The organism is Streptomyces otsuchiensis, assembly GCF_004305975.1.
GTDB lineage: Bacteria > Actinomycetota > Actinomycetes > Streptomycetales > Streptomycetaceae > Streptomyces > Streptomyces otsuchiensis.
In genome coordinates, this window is sequence record NZ_BHZI01000130.1 from 1 (window position 1) to 17,017 (window position 17,017).

Below are 17,017 nucleotides of genomic sequence, written 5' to 3' on the forward strand. Positions count from 1 at the left end.
GCCCCCGACGAGGCCGCGGCCCGCGCCGCCGCCCGCCGCCTGGGCTACCCGGTCGCCCTCAAAGCGACCGCCCCGCACCTGCGCCACCGGCCCGACCTCGGCGGTATCCGTCTCGGCCTCGCCACCGAGGCCGACCTGAGCCGCGCCTACGCCGAACTGGCCGAGCAGCTCGGCGATCCGGCCGAACTCCGCGCCGTACTCCAGCCGATGGCCGCGCGCGGCGTCGACACCGTGGTGCGCGCCACCGTCGATCCGCTGGTCGGCGCGGTGCTCTCCTTCGGTCTGGCGGGGCCGCCGTCCGAACTCCTCGGCGATGTCGCGCACCGGCTGCTGCCGGTCACCGACAGCGCGGCGCACGAGCTGATCCGTTCCCTCCGCGCGGCGCCCATGCTCTTCGGCTGGCGCGGCGCCGAACCCGTCGACACGGACGCGCTCGCGGAGCTGCTCACCCGGCTCGGCCGGCTGCTCGACGACCACCCCGGCATCGCCGGTGTCGAACTGGAACCGGTGGTCGTCGCGGCGCACGGCGTCAGCGTGCTGGGCGCCACCGTCCGTGCGGCGCCGCCCGCGCCCCGCTCCGGCTACGGGCCGCGCCGCCTGCCCGCGTACTGACGCCGCGCGGTCCGCCCCGCCGCGCCTTCCCCTCCGGCGGTCCCTGCCCCCGCCCGGCCGGGACGCGCCGTGGCCGCTACGGCGGTGGGGGCGTGGGCGGCCCGGTGTCCCTTTAGGATGGTGCGCATGGCGAAGACCGGTACCACCACTCAGGGGCTGCGGGCGGCGATCGAACGCAGTGGCTACTACCCGGCGCTGGTCGCCGACGCCGTCGAAGCCGCCATCGGCCGCGAGCCCGTGGTCTCCTACCTGGTCCACCAGGAGACCACCTTCGACAGCGACGAGGTACGGCGCCACATCACGGTCCTGGTGCTGACCGGCACCCGGTTCATCGTCAGCCACACCGACGAGCAGCCGGCCGACTCCACCGCGCCCGCCTCCTACGCGTCGACCTCCACCGAGTCGGTGCGGCTCTCCCGGATCTCCTCCGTCGTGCTGAGCCGGGTCGTCGCCGACCCCGAGGCCTACCGGCCCGGGACCCCGCCGCACGAGGTCGTGCTCACGGTCGGCTGGGGCGCGCTCTCCCGCATCGACATGGAGCCCGCCAGCTGCGGCGACCCCAACTGTGAGGCGGACCACGGCTACACCGGCTCCACCACGGCCGACGACCTCTCCCTGCGGATCAGCGAGGCGGGCGACGGACCGGAGACCGTCCAGCAGACCCTGCGGTTCGCCCAGTCCCTCTCCGAGGCCACGGCGGTGTCCGCCCGGTGACCTCCCACCCCTCGGCGGCGGAGCTCGGGGCGTTCGACCCGGTACCGCTGGATCCCAGGGATGCCCCCGTACCGGAGTACGGCACCGGGTCGCTGGCCGACCTGCTGCCCGCTGTCACCGCCGGTTTCGGCATGCCCGCCACCACCGGGCTGGTGCTGCCGCCCGCCGACCGGGTCTGCGTCTTCCTGGTGGACGGCATGGGCTGGGAGGCGCTGCGCGACCACCGGGAGCTGGCACCCTTCCTCAGCTCGCTGATGCCCGGTTCGCGCGCGGGCACCGGTACCCCGGTCACCGCCGCCTTTCCCTCCACCACCGCTACCTCGCTCGCCTCGGTGGGCACCGGCCTGCCGCCCGGGGCACACGGCCTCGTCGGCTACAAGGTCCTGGACCCCGACGCCGGTGTCCTGATGAACCAGCTCCGCTGGGACCCGTGGACCGACCCGCACCGCTGGCAGCCCCACTCCACGGTCTTCCAGAGCGCCCACGAGGCAGGCGTGTACGCCGCCCAGGTCTCCGACCCGAAGTTCGAGCGCACCCCGCTTACCCGGATCGCCCTCACCGGCGGTTCCTGGAGCGGCCGTTACGCGCCCGAGGACCGGATGGACCTCGCCGCCCGACGCCTCGGCGAGGCGGACCGCGCACTCGTCTACACCTACTACGCCGAACTCGACGGCTGCGGGCACCGGTACGGCCTCGACTCCCCGGAGTGGCGGGACCAGCTCCGCCGGGTCGACGCGCTGACACAGCGCCTCGCCGAGCAGCTGCCGCCCCGTTCGGCGCTGTATGTGACGGCCGATCACGGCATGGTCGACGTCCCGATGACCGAGGAGGCCCGGTTCGACTTCGACGAGGACTGGGAGCTGAGCGCGGGCGTCGCCCTGCTCGGCGGTGAGGGCCGGGCCCGCCACGTCTACGCGGTGCCGGGCGCCGCCGGTGACGTCCACGCCGTGTGGCGGGAGGTACTGGCCGGTCTCGCCTATGTCGCCCCCCGCGAAGAGGCCATCGCACTGGGCTGGTTCGGCCCGCCCGCCGAGGTCGCGGACCGGGTGCGGGGACGGATCGGCGATGTCGTCGTCGCGATGACCGGGAACGCCGCCGTGGTGGCGACCCGGACCGAACCCAACGAATCCGCGCTGGTCGGTATGCACGGCTCGGTGACACCCGCGGAACAGCTCGTCCCGCTCCTGGAGGTACGTACGTGACGGAGCCGACCCATGGCTGAACTCGCCTTCTTCTCGGGGACGATGGACTGCGGCAAGAGCACGCTCGCGCTGCAGATCCAGCACAACCGCTCGGCGCGGGGCCTGGAGGGGCTGATCTTCACCCGGAACGACCGGGCGGGGGAGGGCCGGCTCTCCTCCCGGCTCGGCCTCGTCACCGAGGCGGTCGAGGCCGACGAGGCGTTCGACTTCCATCTGCATCTGGTGAAGTACCTCACCGGAGGACGCCGCGCGGACTACGTCATCACGGACGAGGCGCAGTTCCTCTCCTCCGAGCAGGTCGACCAGCTGGCCCGCATCGTCGACGACCTCGGCATCGACGTCTTCGCGTTCGGTATCACCACCGACTTCCGGACCCGGCTCTTCCCCGGCTCCCAGCGCCTCATCGAACTCGCCGACCGCATCGAGACGTTGCAGGTCGAGGCGTTGTGCTGGTGCGGCGCCCGCGCCACCCACAACGCCCGGACGGTCGAGGGCCGGATGGTCGTCGAGGGCGCCCAGGTGGTCGTCGGGGACATCGGCCAGAACCCCGACGGCACCGGCAACACCGGCTACGAGGTGCTCTGCCGGCGCCACCACCGGCGCCGGCTGACGGCCGCCGCGGCCGGCGCCGCGACCATCTCGCCCGACACCCTGCCGCTGGACGCCACCGGGGTGCCGGCGCCGCGCCCCTGACGGCGGGTGGGCGTCTCGGCCCGCGCACGCGCCGACGAGGACGGGGGTTCGGCACACGCCGGTGCGTGTGCCGAACCCCCGTCCTCGTCGTGTTTCCCGCTGGGCCTCGCCCGGCCGGTGCCCGGTGGTGGGCCGCGTTCAGCGCCTCTGGAGCAGTGCGAAGGGGGCGCCCTCCGGGTCGGTCGCGCGGATCACCCGGCCGATCGGCGTCTCCTCCGGCTCGATGACCTCGCCGCCCAGCTCGCTCAGCCTGGCCGCCGTGGCGTCCGCGTCGGTGACCGAGAAGTAGACCAGCCAGTACGAGCCGCGGTCCCGGGGCAGACGGCCGTCCACCCCGCGGATGCCGCACACCGGCTGGTCCTCGAAGTACAGGGTCAGCCGGTCGGCACCCGGTACGGTGCGCGCGGTGCGGGCCTGGTAACCGAACACCATCTGGTAGAACTTGCTCGCCCAGGTGGCGTCCGAGGTGATCAGCTCCGTCCACACCGGAGCGCCCGGGGAGTGCCGGAACGGCACCCCGCCGCCCGCCTCGCCCATCTGCCAGATGCCGAAGCCGGCTCCGGCGATGTCCGCGGCGATCGCCGTCCGGCCGTCCTCGGCGGCGTCCAGCGGGCCCACGGCGACGGTTCCGCCGCACTCGCGCACGGTGTTGGCCGTCCGGTCGGCATCGAGTGCCGCGACGTGCGGCAGCCATGCGGCGGGGCTGTCGAGCCGGCGCGCGGTGGCGTTCAGCCCCGCCACGGGGTCGCCGTCCTTGAGTGCCCGAACGTAGGGGCCGAGAGTTCCTGGCCCCGGTTCGTACTCCCAGCCGAAGATTTCGCTGTAGAACCTCTGCGCGGCCGGAAGATCGTGAGCCATCAGACTCACCCAGCAGGGCATCCCCGGGCCCGGCCGGGTCACTGCCTCGGTCATCGTCGCCTCTCCTCATCAAACCTGAGCGGTCCCGCGCTGTCGCCGTCCGCGCAAGCAGGGACACTCAGTGTCGTACCTGCCCCTTGTGACCCGCCGCAAACGGAGACAGGGCAGAACCGGCATCTCGTCCCCGCCCCGAGGGCGACAATGGGCCCATGACTGTCATCATCTCCGCGGCCGACCTCATCAGCGCGCTGGACACGCGGCGCCCGCCCGTGCTGCTCGACGTGCGCTGGCAGCTCGGCGGCCCGCCCGGCCGGCCGGAATACGCGAAGGGTCATCTGCCCGGCGCCGTGTACGTCGACCTCGACACCGAGCTCGCCGCGCCGGCCGGCGCCGGAGGACGCCATCCGCTGCCCGAGCCGGGGGAGTTCGGCGCCGCCATGCGGCGCGCCGGGGTCCGTGCCGACACCCCTGTCGTCGTCTACGACGGCGGGCAGGGCTGGGGCGCGGCCCGTGCCTGGTGGCTGCTGCGCTGGGCCGGGCACGGGGACGTCCGGGTCCTCGACGGTGGGCTCGCCGCCTGGACCGGCGAGCTGACCGGTCAGGTGCCGGAACCGGCCGCCGGTGACTTCACCCCCACGCCCGGCGCCATGCCCACTCTCGACGCCGACGCGGCCGCCGCGCTCGCCCGCAGCGGTGTGCTGCTCGACGCCCGAGCCGGGGAGCGCTACCGAGGCGAGGTCGAACCCATCGATCCGGTCGGTGGCCACATCCCCGGGGCGCGCTCCGCCCCCACTGTCGACAACGTCGGCGCCGACGGCCGGTTCCGCCCGCGAACGGAACTCCTCGCGCATTACTCCGCGCTGGGCGTCGCCCCCGGCACGGAGGTCGGTGTCTACTGCGGCTCCGGGGTCTCCGGCGCCCACGAGGTGCTGGCGCTGGCGAACGCCGGGGTTGAGGCCGCGCTCTACCCCGGTTCCTGGAGCGAATGGACCGCCGACCCCCAGCGTCCCGTGGCAACCGGCGCCGAACCCGGCTGACCTCCGCAACCGCTGCTCGCCGGGGGTTGACGAGAGGGCGGGGAGCACATCGCTCCCCGCCCTCCGTCAACCCCTCGCGTCCACCGCCCGGGCGGCGGACGTCACTCCTGTTTCTTGCGCCGGGTCCCGAAGACGATCTCGTCCCAGCTGGGCACCGCCGCGCGGCGGCCGGGCCGGACGCCGTCCGCCTCCGCCTGCCGGTCGGTGTTCCCGGTCAGACGGTCCCGATGGCCCGCCACCGCCCGCGGCATCAGCACATCCGCGTACGCCGACCCCGCGCCGGCCGCGGCCGACCGCTCTGCGGCCGGTACGTCCTCGACGCACTCCTCACCGCTGACCACCTCGGCTGCCGGTGCCTCCACCGGCGGCGTCAGATCGCCCCGGAAGCTGGGGACCGCCTCCAGGAGGCTGGTGAGCGAGTCGGGCTCGGACGGCCCGCTCAATCCGTCACCGGGAGCGCGGCTGGTCGAGACCCTCGGCCGCTGCCCTTCGCCCTCGCGGGGCAGCCGGGCGATCCGCGGCACGAACGGGGTGCTCGGCTCGGGGGCGTCACCGGTGTCACCCAGCAGCGTCCGCGCCTCGTCGTCCACCGCCTGGACCAGGCGCCGGGGCGGGTCGAACATCCAGCTCGCGGAGTGGGTCTCGGTCGCGACCCGGTAGACCAGCAGCACCTCCCAGGTGCCGTCGTCCCGGCGCCAGGAGTCCCAGCGCACCGAGTCCTTGGACGCGCCGCGCGCCATCAGCCGTTCGGCGACCGCGTCACCGAGCTGCGGGCCCGCGGACTCACCCGGACGACGTACCGGCGTCTTGCGGGCACGCTCGGCCATGAAGGCGCGTTCGGCGAGGACCGGACCCTCGAAGCGGCGCACCCGGTCCACCGCGATGCCGGCGAAGTCGGCGACTTCCTCGGCCGTGGCGCCGGCCCTTATGCGGGCCTGGATGTCGCGGGGCCGCAGATGGCTCTCGACCTCGATCTGCCCCAGCCGGGCGCGGTCGTTGCGCACCGCGGCGCGCAGGCGCTCGTCGATCGGGAGCGTGTATTCCGTGTTGTCGGCAGCCTTCAGCACCAGTCGTGTGCCGTCGTTGCTGACGGCCACGACACGCAGTTCGGGCACGTGAACCTCCCGGGTGGTGCCTGCCGACGTCTCGTGCGTCGCTGCCCCAGTTGGGCGAATGTTTCCTGCCCGGGTGCAGCCTGCCACAACCTTGCCGACCTGCCCGGCGAGTCGGGCCGGGACCCCAGTCCACCGCTGTGGCACGGTGGCCGCGTTCCCACATGCGGTGACCGGCGCGGATGAGGTACCGCGGCCGGTCTACGGGGGCTGTAGCCAGGAGTTGACACACTACTCCATTCGGGCCACGGGGGCCCGGAAGTAACGACCTGAACTTCTCCACTCGTAAGAGACGCGGGGCGCGGGAAGCGCTTCCCGGGCGTGTCGCGGCGTGTCGTGGTGCGTCGTGGTGCGTCGTGCCTGTCTTGGTCGAGTTCCGGGCCGACGTCACCACGCGCAGTGGCCCGGGCGGGTCCCGGGGAGCGGTGGTGGGAGGATGGCGACATGTCGCACCACCCGACCGACCCGGCGCCCTACGACGCGCTGCTGCTGCTCTCCTTCGGCGGGCCCGAGGGCCCCGACGACGTCGTGCCGTTCCTGGAGAACGTCACCCGTGGGCGCGGCATCCCGCGCGAGCGGCTGGAGGAAGTGGGCCAGCACTACTACCTCTTCGGCGGCGTGAGCCCCATCAACGAGCAGAACCGCCGCCTTCTCGACGGCCTCCGTGAGGACTTCGCCGCGCACGGCCTGGAACTGCCGGTGTACTGGGGCAACCGCAACTGGCCGCCCTACGTCACCGACACGCTCCGGGAGATGACCGAGGCCGGGCACCGCCGTGTCCTGACGCTCGCCACCTCGGCCTACTCCTCCTACTCCGGCTGCCGCCAGTACCGCGAGGACCTCGGCGCCGCCCGGGAGACACTGCTGGCCGAAGGGCTGAACCCACCGCGGACCGACAAGCTCCGGGTCTACTTCAACCACCCCGGATTCCTCCGCACCATGACCGACGGCGTCCTCGACGCGCTGGCCCGGCTGCCCGAGGACGTCCGCGACGGCGCCCACCTCGCGTTCTGCACCCACTCCATCCCCGTCTCCGCGGCCGACACCTCCGGCCCGCCCGCGAGCCACGGGCCCGGCGGCGCCTATGTCGCCCAGCACCTGGACGCCGCCCGGCAGATCGCGGACGCCGTCACCGACGCCACCGGCACCGCCCACCCCTGGGAGCTGGTCTACCAGTCGCGCAGCGGCCCGCCGCACATCCCCTGGCTGGAGCCGGACATCTGCGACCACCTGCGCGCCCTGCACGGCGACGGCGCCCCGGCCGTCGTCATGGCGCCGGTCGGCTTCGTCTCCGACCACATGGAGGTCCGCTACGACCTCGACACCGAGGCGATGGACGTCGCCGCCGAACTCGGGCTGCCGGCGGTCCGGTCGGCCACCGTCGGCGCCGACCCGCGCTTCCTCGCCGCCGTCCGCGACCTGGTGCTGGAGCGCGCCGCCGGTGAACGGGGGGCCCGGCCGGAGCGCTGCGCGCTCGGTGACCTCGGCCCCTCCCACGACGTGTGTCCCGTGGGCTGCTGCCCCGGCCGGACGCCCCGCCCCACCGCCGCCGGAGCCGACAGCCCCTGATCGGCGCCGGCCGGCCACGAACCCGCCCGTACCGCACCCCGCCACCCGGCCGGCAGCGCCGCCGGACCCGGCGGACGGGGCAGCGCGGGCAACGCACCGAGGACCGAAGAGGAGCATCGTGTCCGAAGCCGTCACCGCTCAACTGCTCGAACTCGCCCGGGAGGCAGGCGCCCGCGCCGGCCGGCTGCTGCGCGACGGCCGGCCCGCCGACCTCGGCGTCGCCGCTACCAAGTCCAGCCCCATCGACGTGGTCACCGAGATGGACCTCGCCGCGGAGAAGCTCATCACCGAGTTCCTCGCCGAGCACCGCCCCGACGACGCCGTCCTCGGCGAAGAAGGCGGCACCACCGAGGGCACCAGCGGGGTCCGCTGGGTCGTCGACCCGCTGGACGGGACCGTGAACTACCTTTACGGGCTGCCCAACTGGGCCGTCTCCATCGCCGCGCAGGTGGACGGCGAGACCGTGGCCGCCGCGGTCGACGCCCCCATGCGGGGCGAGAGCTACTACGCCACCCTCGGCGGCGGCGCCTGGAGCAGCGGCGGCGACCGCGCTCCCGAGCGGATGACCTGCCGGCCCTCACCCCCGCTGGACCAGGCGCTCGTCGGCACCGGCTTCAACTACGTGGCCCGGGTCCGCACGCACCAGGCCGCCGTCGCCCAGCACCTCATCCCGCAGGTCCGTGACATCCGGCGCTCCGGCTCGGCCGCCATCGACCTCTGCGACGTCGGGGGCGGGCGGCTGGACGCCTTCTACGAGCGCGGTCTCGCGCCCTGGGACCTCGCCGCCGGAGACCTCGTCGCCCGCGAGGGGGGCGCGCTGGTCGGCGGGCGTCCCGGGCTCCCGGCCGACGGCGATCTGACCGTGGCCGCCTCCCCGGGGGTCTTCACCGTCCTCCAGCCGCTGCTGGAGGAGCTGGGCGCCCACCACGACTGACACGGCTGACACGGCGGCCCGCAACCCCGCCACCCTGCCGCGCACGCCAGTGTGCCCCCGGACCGGATCGGTCCAGGGGCACACCGGGCGTGGTTCAGGGGAGGCGCCGTCAGGCGCTGGTGCCCACCTCGACACCGTGGTCGGCGGCGATCCGGCGCAGATCGTCGAGCTCCGCCTGTTCGACGTCCACGGTGTACACGTCGCCGGTCTCCTGTGCCTCGTGCAGGCTGGACTCGGCGTGCTGTATGCGCTGCAGGATGCCCGCGGTGAACGCGTCCATGGGGATGCCCCCTACTCTCTGGTCGGTGGCACGGAGTGCCGATGGTTCACGGTCACAGCTCTGTCCGGCAGGTCGGCAGCGTGGTTCGGCTTACCGCCTGGCGAGGGCGACCGCAGGGTGTCTGAGGGTCTTCCCCCCGCCGTGCGACGGGGAAACCTGTCCACCCCGGAAGAAAAATCACCCACCGGCCGGCGCCGTCCGGCCCACGCGGCCCGCAGTGCCCCACGCGGTGCCCGACGGGGCCGCCCGCGGGCCCGGTCCGCCGGTTCCCGGGGACGGGCCGGCCGGCGCTAACCGCCGGTTTACCCCGCGCCGGGGGAGGATGGCCGGACGACGGGCCCCGCGCCGAGCGGAGCCACTGACACAGGAGGACCGAAGGTGCGCGTACTCGTCGTCGAGGACGAGCAACTGCTGGCCGACGCCGTGGCCACCGGGCTGCGCCGCGAGGCCATGGCGGTGGACGTCGTCTACGACGGCGCCGCGGCCCAGGAACGCGTCGACGTCAACGACTACGACGTGGTGGTGCTCGACCGCGACCTGCCCCTGGTCCACGGCGACGACGTCTGCCGCCACATCGTCGGCCTCGGCCTGACCACGCGGGTCCTGATGCTGACCGCCTCGGGCGACGTCAGCGACCGGGTCGAGGGCCTGGAGATCGGCGCCGACGACTACCTGCCCAAGCCGTTCGCCTTCACCGAACTCGTCGCCCGCGTAAGGGCACTGGGCCGCCGCGCCACCGCGGCGCTGCCCCCGGTGCTGGAGCGCGCCGGAATCCGGCTCGACCCCAACCGGCGAGAGGTCTTCCGCGACGAGCGCGTGGTCCAGCTCGCTCCCAAGGAGTTCGCCGTCCTGGAGGTCCTGATGCGCGCGGAGGGCAGTGTCGTCTCCGCCGAGCAGCTGCTGGAGAAGGCCTGGGACGAGAACACCGACCCGTTCACCAACGTGGTGCGCGTCACCGTCATGACGCTGCGCCGCAAACTGGGTGAACCGCCGGTCATCACCACCGTGCCGGGCGCCGGCTACCGGATCGGCCAGTGACCGCCCCGCCGCCGCCCCGACCGCCCTCCGGCCCGGCCACCCCGCCCAAACCTGACTGGGACCCCGGAGCCGCCGAGCGCGCCACGCCCTGGCTGCGGCCCACGATCCGGATCCGGCTCACCCTGCTCTACGGCGGGATGTTCCTCATGGCCGGGATCGTGCTGCTGGGCATCATCTACCTGCTCGCCGCCAACGCCCTGCACGACGGCAGCGCCGTCCCGTTCCGCTTCCGCAGCCAGGCCGAGGTGGAGATCACCTCCGACGCCTGCCGGGGGCTCCGGGGCGAGGTCGACGCCGAGACCTTCCGGGTCTGGTACGCGGAGTGCGCGGACATCCAGCGCAGCGCCGCGCTCGACGTGCTGCTGAGCCGTTCGCTGCTGGCCCTGCTGGGGCTGGCGGTCGCGGCGTTCGCCTTCGGGTACGTCATGGCCGGGCGCGTGCTGAGCCCGCTCGGCCACATCACCCGCACCGCCCGCCGCGTCGCCGGCTCCGACCTGCACCGCCGCATCGAGCTGGCAGGCCCCGACGACGAGCTCAAGGAGCTGGCCGACACCTTCGACGAGATGCTGGACCGCATCGACCGGGCCTTCACCGCACAACAGCGCTTCGTCGCCAACGCCTCGCACGAGCTGCGGACCCCGCTGGCGATCAACCGGACCCTGCTGGAGGTCCAGCTCTCCGACCCGCAGGCGTCCCCCGAGCTCACCCAGCTCGGCCGGACCCTGCTCGCCACCAACGAGCGCAGCGAGCAGCTGGTGGAGGGCCTGCTGCTGCTCGCCCGCAGCGACAACGAGATCGTCGACCGCAAGCCCGTCGACCTCGCCGAGGTGGCCGACCGCGCCGTGCAGCAGAGCCGCGCCGAGGCGGAGACCGCCGGGGTGGAGCTGCGCGGTGCCCGCAGACCCTCCTACGTCCGCGGCAACGGCGTGCTGCTGGAGCGGATCGCCCTGAACCTCGTGCAGAACGCCGTGCGCTACAACCTGCCCGAGGGCGGCTGGGTGCTGGTGGAGACCGGCGTCCGCGGCTCTGTGGCGGAGCTGGTGGTGGAGAACACCGGCCCCGTCGTGCCCGCCTACGAGGTGGACAATATGTTCGAGCCGTTCCGCCGGCTGCGGACCGAGCGCACGGGCAGCGACAAGGGCGTCGGTCTCGGTCTGTCCATCGTCCGCTCGGTCGCCCGCGCCCACGGCGGCTCGGTGACGGCCGAACCGCGCGAGAACGGGGGACTCACGATGCGGGTCTTTCTGCCGGTCTGAGATGATGTAGCGGCAGGAAGCGCCAGATGTGACCAATCCCATACGCGCCGCCCCGAGGGGTTGCGGGGACTGGCTCCCACCGGCCGTTCCTCCGGCGCGGGGCCCGACTGGCAGCCCGGATCGTCACCTCTTCAGGCGTCCGGCTACGTGTCGGTTGAATAACAGGGCTTGAAGTGAGGCAAAATCTCCGCCTCAGGTCGGGCACAAGACCGGCCTCTCGCGCGTTACCAGCGCTGGAGACACCAGACACCCAGAGGGGGAGATTCGATATGGCTACGGATTACGACACTCCACGCAAGACAGAGGACGATGTCAACGAGGACAGCATCGAGGAGCTGAAGGCGAGGCGGAACGACAAGTCGGCCTCGAACGTCGACGTCGACGAGTTCGAGCAGGCCGAGGGCCTGGAACTCCCCGGCGCCGACCTCTCCAACGAAGAGCTGTCCGTTCGGGTGCTGCCCCGCCAGGCTGACGAGTTCACCTGCATGAGCTGCTTCCTGGTGCACCACCGGTCGCAGCTGGCCGCCGAGAAGAACGGCCACCCGATCTGCCGCGACTGCGCGGCGTGACGCCGGGCGGCGGAACACACGACGGGCGGGGCCGCGGGGGTCTCGCCCGGAACGGTCGTCAGTGCTCCGCTTCCCGGACGGTCGGCTCCGGCGGCGCGGTCCGCCCGCCGGAGAGAGCACGCGCCAGCCGCTGCGGGTGGCGCGTGGAGAGGTACAGATACGGTGTGGGGTCCTGCGGGTCGGTGACCTCCACCCGTACCGCGGTGGGGATGTAGCCGCGCAGCAGCAGATGTGCCCGGGCGTCCGCCCGGTGCGTCCGCCACGCCAGGGCCTCCGCCGCGTCCAGCGCGCGCGGCGTGCCGAGCGCGCTCAGCGGCACCCGGGCGGGGCCCGCCACCAGCGCGTCTCCCACGACACGGATACGCGCGGAGCCGTACGCGCTGAGCGCCACCCCGGCGGCGGCCGCGGCGGCCGCGAGGCCCGCCAGCAGCGGGATCACACCCAGTGGCAGGAGTGTGACGCCCACCAGCGCCGCGCCGAGCAGACCGAGCAGCCACCAGCTGCGGGGGACGTGGAGTCGTTCGTCGTACTGCTGCATGGCACCAAGCATGGCAGGCGGGGCACGACGGGCACCGCGCGGCGGTAGGGTCTGCACCGTGAGTGCTGACCGGAATCCATTGAGGTGACCAGAGTGAACCACGCACCCGTGGATGTCCTCGTCCGTCGGACCGATCCCGACGTCCCCCTGCCCGCGCGGGCGCACCCCGGAGACGCCGGGTGCGACCTGGTGACCACCGAGGCCGCCGAGCTGGCGCCGGGGGAGCGGGCCGTGCTGCCGACCGGGGTTTCGATCGCCCTTCCCGACGGGTACGCCGCCTTTGTGCACCCGCGTTCCGGGCTCGCCGCGCGATGCGGGGTCGCCCTGGTGAACACCCCGGGCACGGTGGACGCCGGGTACCGTGGAGAGATCAAGGTCATCGTGATCAACCTCGACCCCCGGAAGAACGTGCGCTTCGAGCGGCTGGACCGCGTCGCGCAGCTGGTGGTCCAGCGAGTCGAGGCCGTGCGCTTCCACGAGGTGGCACAGCTGCCCGGGTCGGCACGCGGCACCGGGGGCTTCGGGTCCTCCGGAGGCCATTCCGGTGAGCACAACTCCTACGCCCTGAAAGGACAGTGACGTGTTCGGACGTCGCCACAAGCGGAACGAGGAGCCCGAAGCGGGCGTCGACCCCACCGCGCAGGAGGCCCCGGACGAGGCCGAGATGCGCCGCGTCAAGCTGGAGCCCGCCCCCCGGCCGGAAGGCCCGTGGGACGCGAGCGAGCTCAGTGAGCCGGGCAAGGGCCGCGTCGACCTGGGCGGCATGTACGTGCCCGGTGTGCAGGGCATGGAACTGCGCGTCGAGGTCGCCGGCGACTCCATCGTCGCCGCGACCATCGTGCTCAAGGACAGCGCCATCCAGCTCCAGGCCTTCGCCGCGCCCAAGCGCGAGGGCATCTGGGGCGAGGTGCGCGAGGAGATCGGCGCCGGCATCACCCAGCAGGGCGGTGTCATCGACGAAGGCGAGGGCCCGCTGGGCTGGGAGCTGCGCGCCAAGGTGCCGGTCCAGCTGCCCGACGGCAAGCGCGGTATGCAGGTCGTGCGGTTCGTCGGCGTCGACGGCCCGCGCTGGTTCCTGCGCGGTGTCATCTCCGGCCAGGGTGCGGTGCAGCCGCAGGCCGCCGGGTTGCTGGAGCAGATCTTCCGCGACACCGTGGTGGTGCGCGGCGATTCGCCGATGGCGCCCCGCGACCCGATCGTGCTGAAGCTCCCCGAGGACGCCAAGATGGTGCCCGAAGGCGTGCGCCAGCAGCAGGCGGAGAGCACCGAGGCCGCCCCGTCCCGGTTCGCCGGCGGCATGGACAAGCTGCGCCGCGGCCCGGAGACCACCGAGGTCCGCTGACCTCCCGGGTCACACAGGACACCGCCGACGCCCCCGTGCGGCGCGCGACCGGAACGCCCCCGTGGCGACCGTCGCGAGTCGTCGCCGGGGGCGTCGGCATGTCCGGGGCCGGACGGCCGGGACCGTCCCGGGCGCGCGTCGAGGTTCGGGTGCCCCGCCGGACGGTTAGGCTGAAAGCATGACGCGCGGCGGCCGGAACGAGGAGCGACCGGGGTGGAAGTGGTGGTTGCCGATCCGCCCCGAAGCGCCCCGCGACAGCCTGCCGAGTCACGGCGACGGCCTCTCCGAGGCCGACCGGCGCCGTATCTCCGAGTGCCGGGTGACGGCACGAGGGAGACCGCTGGTCACTGTCAGCGGTACGCTGCGTGCGGTCAGTGCCCGCCCGGTGGGCGGCGCGCCCGCGCTGCGGGCCGACCTGGACGACGGGACGGCCTCGATGAGCGTGGTCTGGCTCGGCCGGCGGCAGCTCGCCGGTGTCGTGCCGGGCGGACGACTGACCGCCTCCGGACGGGTGGCGTCGCTCGACGGCCGTCCGGTGCTGTTCAACCCCAGATACGAGCTACGACCTCCCGGAACGGAGTAGGTGGGTGACCTCACTCGACAAGCAGGCCACCGAGGCCCTGGCAAAGGGGCTGCCGGACGGCCCGCAGATCGCCGACGAGCAGGCCACCAAGGCGGCGTTCTTCGAAGCGTTCGGCGGCGTCCGGGGCATGGTGGAGACCACCGTGCCCGGTCTGGTCTTCGTGCTCTGCTACACCATCACCCGCGACATCCACATGTCGGCCATCCTGGCCCTCGGCATCACGGGAGTGATGTTCCTGGCCCGGCTCGTCCAGCGCGGCACCACCAAGCACGCCTTCAGCGGCGTCTTCGGCGTGGTCATCGGCGCGGTGTTCGCGATGATGACGGGCGACGCCAAGAACTTCTACCTGCCGGGCATGGTCTACACGCTCGGACTGGGACTGGGCTACGTCATCACCGCGGCGTGCGGGGTGCCCCTGCTGGGACTGATCCTGGGCCCGGTGTTCAAGGAGAACCTCTCCTGGCGCACCCGCAACCCCGGCCGTAAGCGCGCCTACGTCAAGGCCAGCTACGTCTGGGGCGGCATCCTGCTCGCCAAGTCGGCGATCACCTTCCCGATCTACTTCTGGGGCGACGCCACCCAGCTGGGCTGGCTGCGCGTCGCGCTCGGCATCCCGCCGTTCCTGGTCGCCGTCTACTTCACCTGGATCATCCTGGTGAAGGCGCCGCCGCCCATCGACGTGATCGCCGAGATGGAGGCCGAGGAGGCGGCGGAGAAGGAAGCCGCCGAGCGGCGGGGCGCCGGTGGCGGCGAGCCCGTCACGGAGGGCGCCGCGCGTCCGGACGGTGCCGCGTTCGCGGACGGCGCCGGCGCTCCGGGGCCGGGTGAGCCCGGTCAGGGGCCGGCGGGTGGCCACCGCTACTGACGCGGGCCTTCGCGCGGGTCTCCCGTTCTCTTCCGGCGGCGGGCCGGTGTCGCACCATCGGTGCGGTACCGGCCCGCCGCCGCTTTTTCCGGGACCCGGGCGCACCGCGCGGGGCCGGTCACCGAGGGGGCGGTTCCTCCCGTGGTGCCGGAGGTGTTTCCGGCCGGGGGCGGGGTGGCCCGGAGCCGTTCTCCTCGTCCTCGTCCTCGTCCGCTTCCTCGTCCACGTTCCGGGGGTCGGCCGGGGCCGTCCCCGCCGGGCTTGACGGGTTCGACGGCGGTGGTTCCGTTCCCGGGCCGGCGGCTCGCGGCGGGGAGAACAGGCCGGAGAGCATGCGCTCCCCGGCGGTGGTCGCCACCAGCAGCAGTTCGTCGCCGGCCGCCAGTACCTCGTCGGGCTCGGGCAGCAGCACGTGGGCGGCGCGGATCACGCTCACCAGCGCCACGTCCCGGGGCCAGACCACCTCCCCGACGCGGGCGCCGACCAGCGCGGCGTCCGCCGGGAGCGTCACCTCCACCAGTCCGGCGTCGCCCTGGCTGAAGCGCAGCAGCCGCACCGGGTCTCCGACGCTGACGGCCTCCTCCACCAGGGCGGACATCAGGCGAGGTGTCGACACGGCGACATCGACGCCCCAGCCCTCGTTGAACAGCCACTCGTTCCTCGGGTCGTTCACCCGGGCGACCACCCGGTCCACCCCGAACTCGGTCCGGGCCAGCAACGAGACGACCAGATTGACCTTGTCGTCGCCGGTCGCGGCGATGACGGCGTGGCAGCGCTCCAGCGCCGCGTCGTCCAGGGTGGTGATCTCGCAGGCGTCGGCCAGCAGCCACTCCGCCCGGGGTTCCCGGCCCACCCGCACGGCGTCCGCCGAGACGTCGATCAGCAGCACTTCGTGACCGTTCTCCAGCAGTTCGGTGGCGACCGAGACCCCCACCGCGCCGGCTCCGGCGATCATCACCCTCATCGTCCGGCCTCCTCCGGTCCGCGCAGCGCGGCCGCCTCGATGTCGGCGACCCGGTCGGAGTGCATCAGGACGTGCACGAGGTCGCCGTCCTGGAGCACCGTCCGTGAATGCGGCAGCATCGGTTCACCCAGACGGGTGAGAAACGCGACGCGTACGCCGGTCCGGTCCTGGAAGGCGCTGACCCGGTGGCCCAGCCAGGACGCGGCCACCGGCAACTCGGCGAGTTCCAGGGTGCCGGCCGGGTCGCGCCACAGGGGCTCGGCGCCGGAGGGGAGCAGCCGCCGCAGCATCTGCCCCGTGGTCCAGCGCACGGTCGCCACCGTGGGGATGCCCAGCCGCTCGTAGATCTCCGCGCGGCGCATGTCGTAGACGCGGGCGGCGACGTTCTCCACGCCGAAGATCTCGCGGGCGACCCGGGCCGCGATGATGTTGGAGTTGTCGCCGCTGCTCACGGCGGCGAAAGCACCGGCGTCGGTGATCCCGGCGTCGGTGAGGGTGTCGCGGTCGAACCCGACGCCGGTGATCCGGCGCCCGGCGAAACCGGAACCCAGGCGGCGGAAGGCGGCCGGGTCGCGGTCGATCACCGCGACCGAGTGGTCCAGCTCCTCCAGGCCCGCCGCCAGCGCCGCACCGACCCTGCCGCAACCCATGATGACGATGTGCATCGCAGTGACCCCCGGTGACCGGTGACTCTCCGGCTCACGCTAAGCCCGCGGCGGCTGCCGCGCGCCCCGGCCCGGCGAACGGCGGCACCCGGGTCCGGCCCGCCGTTCGCCGGAACGCTCGGTCGCGGGCGGCCCGCCCGGCCCGGTGCGCGCCCCGTCCGGCCCGGTGAGCGTCCCCTCCCCACC

General features: G+C 73.5%; 19 protein-coding genes and 1 pseudogene. 14 read left to right on the forward strand and 6 right to left on the reverse strand.

What is annotated here, in order from left to right; genetic code table 11:
- From E0D90_RS14110 to E0D90_RS14125, 4 genes are all read left to right on the forward strand, one after another.
- A partial coding sequence (locus E0D90_RS14110) for an acetate--CoA ligase family protein (RefSeq protein WP_170214975.1) occupies nucleotides 1–612 on the forward strand: 612 nt, incomplete at its 5' end.
- 126 nt (nucleotides 613–738) lie between these two features.
- On the forward strand, nucleotides 739–1,326 hold the full coding sequence (locus E0D90_RS14115; RefSeq protein ID WP_103503719.1) for a DUF5998 family protein: 588 nt from the start codon (nucleotides 739–741) through the stop codon (nucleotides 1,324–1,326).
- Nucleotides 1,323–2,528: an alkaline phosphatase family protein gene (locus E0D90_RS14120; protein WP_130798458.1), complete on the forward strand. Its 1,206-nt coding sequence runs from the start codon at nucleotides 1,323–1,325 to the stop codon at nucleotides 2,526–2,528. The genes E0D90_RS14115 and E0D90_RS14120 overlap by 4 nt, the downstream gene beginning before the upstream one ends.
- A gap of 12 nt (nucleotides 2,529–2,540) precedes the next feature.
- On the forward strand, nucleotides 2,541–3,221 hold the full coding sequence (locus E0D90_RS14125; RefSeq protein ID WP_103503714.1) for a thymidine kinase: 681 nt from the start codon (nucleotides 2,541–2,543) through the stop codon (nucleotides 3,219–3,221).
- A gap of 138 nt (nucleotides 3,222–3,359) precedes the next feature.
- Here the strand turns inward: E0D90_RS14125 and E0D90_RS14130 are convergent, their stop codons facing one another.
- Nucleotides 3,360–4,133, reverse strand: coding sequence for a VOC family protein (locus E0D90_RS14130; RefSeq protein WP_130798460.1), 774 nt, complete (start codon nucleotides 4,131–4,133; stop codon nucleotides 3,360–3,362).
- 155 nt (nucleotides 4,134–4,288) lie between these two features.
- On the opposite strand from E0D90_RS14130, the gene E0D90_RS14135 reads away from it, so the two are divergent.
- Nucleotides 4,289–5,116: a sulfurtransferase gene (locus tag E0D90_RS14135; protein ID WP_130798462.1), complete on the forward strand. Its 828-nt coding sequence runs from the start codon at nucleotides 4,289–4,291 to the stop codon at nucleotides 5,114–5,116.
- Between the two features lie 101 nt (nucleotides 5,117–5,217).
- Here E0D90_RS14135 and sepH read toward each other — a convergent pair whose 3' ends face one another.
- A complete protein-coding gene (gene sepH, locus E0D90_RS14140) occupies nucleotides 5,218–6,231 on the reverse strand; it encodes a septation protein SepH (protein WP_130798464.1) in 1,014 nt (337 codons plus the stop codon).
- Between the two features lie 441 nt (nucleotides 6,232–6,672).
- Between sepH and E0D90_RS14145 the strand changes: the two genes are divergently transcribed.
- Together E0D90_RS14145 and E0D90_RS14150 are read left to right on the forward strand one after the other, a co-directional pair.
- A complete protein-coding gene (locus E0D90_RS14145) occupies nucleotides 6,673–7,797 on the forward strand; it encodes a ferrochelatase (RefSeq protein WP_130798466.1) in 1,125 nt (374 codons plus the stop codon).
- A 118-nt stretch (nucleotides 7,798–7,915) separates the two neighbouring features.
- On the forward strand, nucleotides 7,916–8,731 hold the full coding sequence (locus tag E0D90_RS14150) for an inositol monophosphatase family protein (RefSeq protein WP_103503709.1): 816 nt from the start codon (nucleotides 7,916–7,918) through the stop codon (nucleotides 8,729–8,731).
- Between the two features lie 109 nt (nucleotides 8,732–8,840).
- Here the strand turns inward: E0D90_RS14150 and E0D90_RS27225 are convergent, their stop codons facing one another.
- Nucleotides 8,841–9,011 (reverse strand): hypothetical protein, encoded by a 171-nt coding sequence (locus tag E0D90_RS27225; RefSeq protein ID WP_170214976.1) that lies wholly within the window; start codon nucleotides 9,009–9,011, stop codon nucleotides 8,841–8,843.
- Between the two features lie 378 nt (nucleotides 9,012–9,389).
- Between E0D90_RS27225 and E0D90_RS14155 the strand changes: the two genes are divergently transcribed.
- The 3 genes from E0D90_RS14155 (at nucleotide 9,390) to E0D90_RS14165 (ending at nucleotide 11,874) form a co-directional block, all read left to right on the forward strand.
- Nucleotides 9,390–10,049, forward strand: coding sequence for a response regulator transcription factor (locus E0D90_RS14155; RefSeq protein WP_103503708.1), 660 nt, complete (start codon nucleotides 9,390–9,392; stop codon nucleotides 10,047–10,049).
- On the forward strand, nucleotides 10,046–11,305 hold the full coding sequence (locus E0D90_RS14160; RefSeq protein ID WP_130798468.1) for a sensor histidine kinase: 1,260 nt from the start codon (nucleotides 10,046–10,048) through the stop codon (nucleotides 11,303–11,305). The genes E0D90_RS14155 and E0D90_RS14160 overlap by 4 nt, the downstream gene beginning before the upstream one ends.
- Before the next feature lie 269 nt (nucleotides 11,306–11,574).
- A complete protein-coding gene (locus E0D90_RS14165) occupies nucleotides 11,575–11,874 on the forward strand; it encodes a DUF4193 domain-containing protein (protein WP_103503706.1) in 300 nt (99 codons plus the stop codon).
- A 58-nt stretch (nucleotides 11,875–11,932) separates the two neighbouring features.
- On the opposite strand, the gene E0D90_RS14170 is transcribed toward E0D90_RS14165, so the two are convergent.
- On the reverse strand, nucleotides 11,933–12,412 hold the full coding sequence (locus E0D90_RS14170; RefSeq protein ID WP_103503705.1) for a DUF3093 domain-containing protein: 480 nt from the start codon (nucleotides 12,410–12,412) through the stop codon (nucleotides 11,933–11,935).
- A gap of 93 nt (nucleotides 12,413–12,505) precedes the next feature.
- Between E0D90_RS14170 and dut the strand changes: the two genes are divergently transcribed.
- The 4 genes from dut to E0D90_RS14190 all read left to right on the forward strand — a co-directional run bounded on the left by dut (nucleotide 12,506) and on the right by E0D90_RS14190 (nucleotide 15,202).
- Nucleotides 12,506–12,991, forward strand: a complete 486-nt coding sequence (gene dut, locus E0D90_RS14175) for a dUTP diphosphatase (RefSeq protein ID WP_130798470.1) — start codon at nucleotides 12,506–12,508, stop codon at nucleotides 12,989–12,991.
- A 1-nt stretch (nucleotide 12,992) separates the two neighbouring features.
- On the forward strand, nucleotides 12,993–13,754 hold the full coding sequence (locus E0D90_RS14180) for a DUF3710 domain-containing protein (RefSeq protein ID WP_227870216.1): 762 nt from the start codon (nucleotides 12,993–12,995) through the stop codon (nucleotides 13,752–13,754).
- A gap of 178 nt (nucleotides 13,755–13,932) precedes the next feature.
- Nucleotides 13,933–14,337 (forward strand): OB-fold nucleic acid binding domain-containing protein, encoded by a 405-nt coding sequence (locus tag E0D90_RS14185; RefSeq protein WP_227870217.1) that lies wholly within the window; start codon nucleotides 13,933–13,935, stop codon nucleotides 14,335–14,337.
- 4 nt (nucleotides 14,338–14,341) lie between these two features.
- Complete coding sequence (locus tag E0D90_RS14190) at nucleotides 14,342–15,202, forward strand: DUF3159 domain-containing protein (protein ID WP_227870218.1); 861 nt, start codon at nucleotides 14,342–14,344, stop codon at nucleotides 15,200–15,202.
- A 289-nt stretch (nucleotides 15,203–15,491) separates the two neighbouring features.
- On the opposite strand, the pseudogene E0D90_RS14195 reads toward E0D90_RS14190, so the two are convergent.
- Nucleotides 15,492–16,166 (reverse strand): annotated as a pseudogene (locus E0D90_RS14195) (potassium channel family protein); the annotation flags it as partial.
- Nucleotides 16,163–16,831, reverse strand: a complete 669-nt coding sequence (locus tag E0D90_RS14200) for a potassium channel family protein (protein WP_103503701.1) — start codon at nucleotides 16,829–16,831, stop codon at nucleotides 16,163–16,165. The gene E0D90_RS14200 and the pseudogene E0D90_RS14195, both read right to left, overlap by 4 nt.
- Nucleotides 16,832–17,017: the final 186 nt, after the last annotated feature.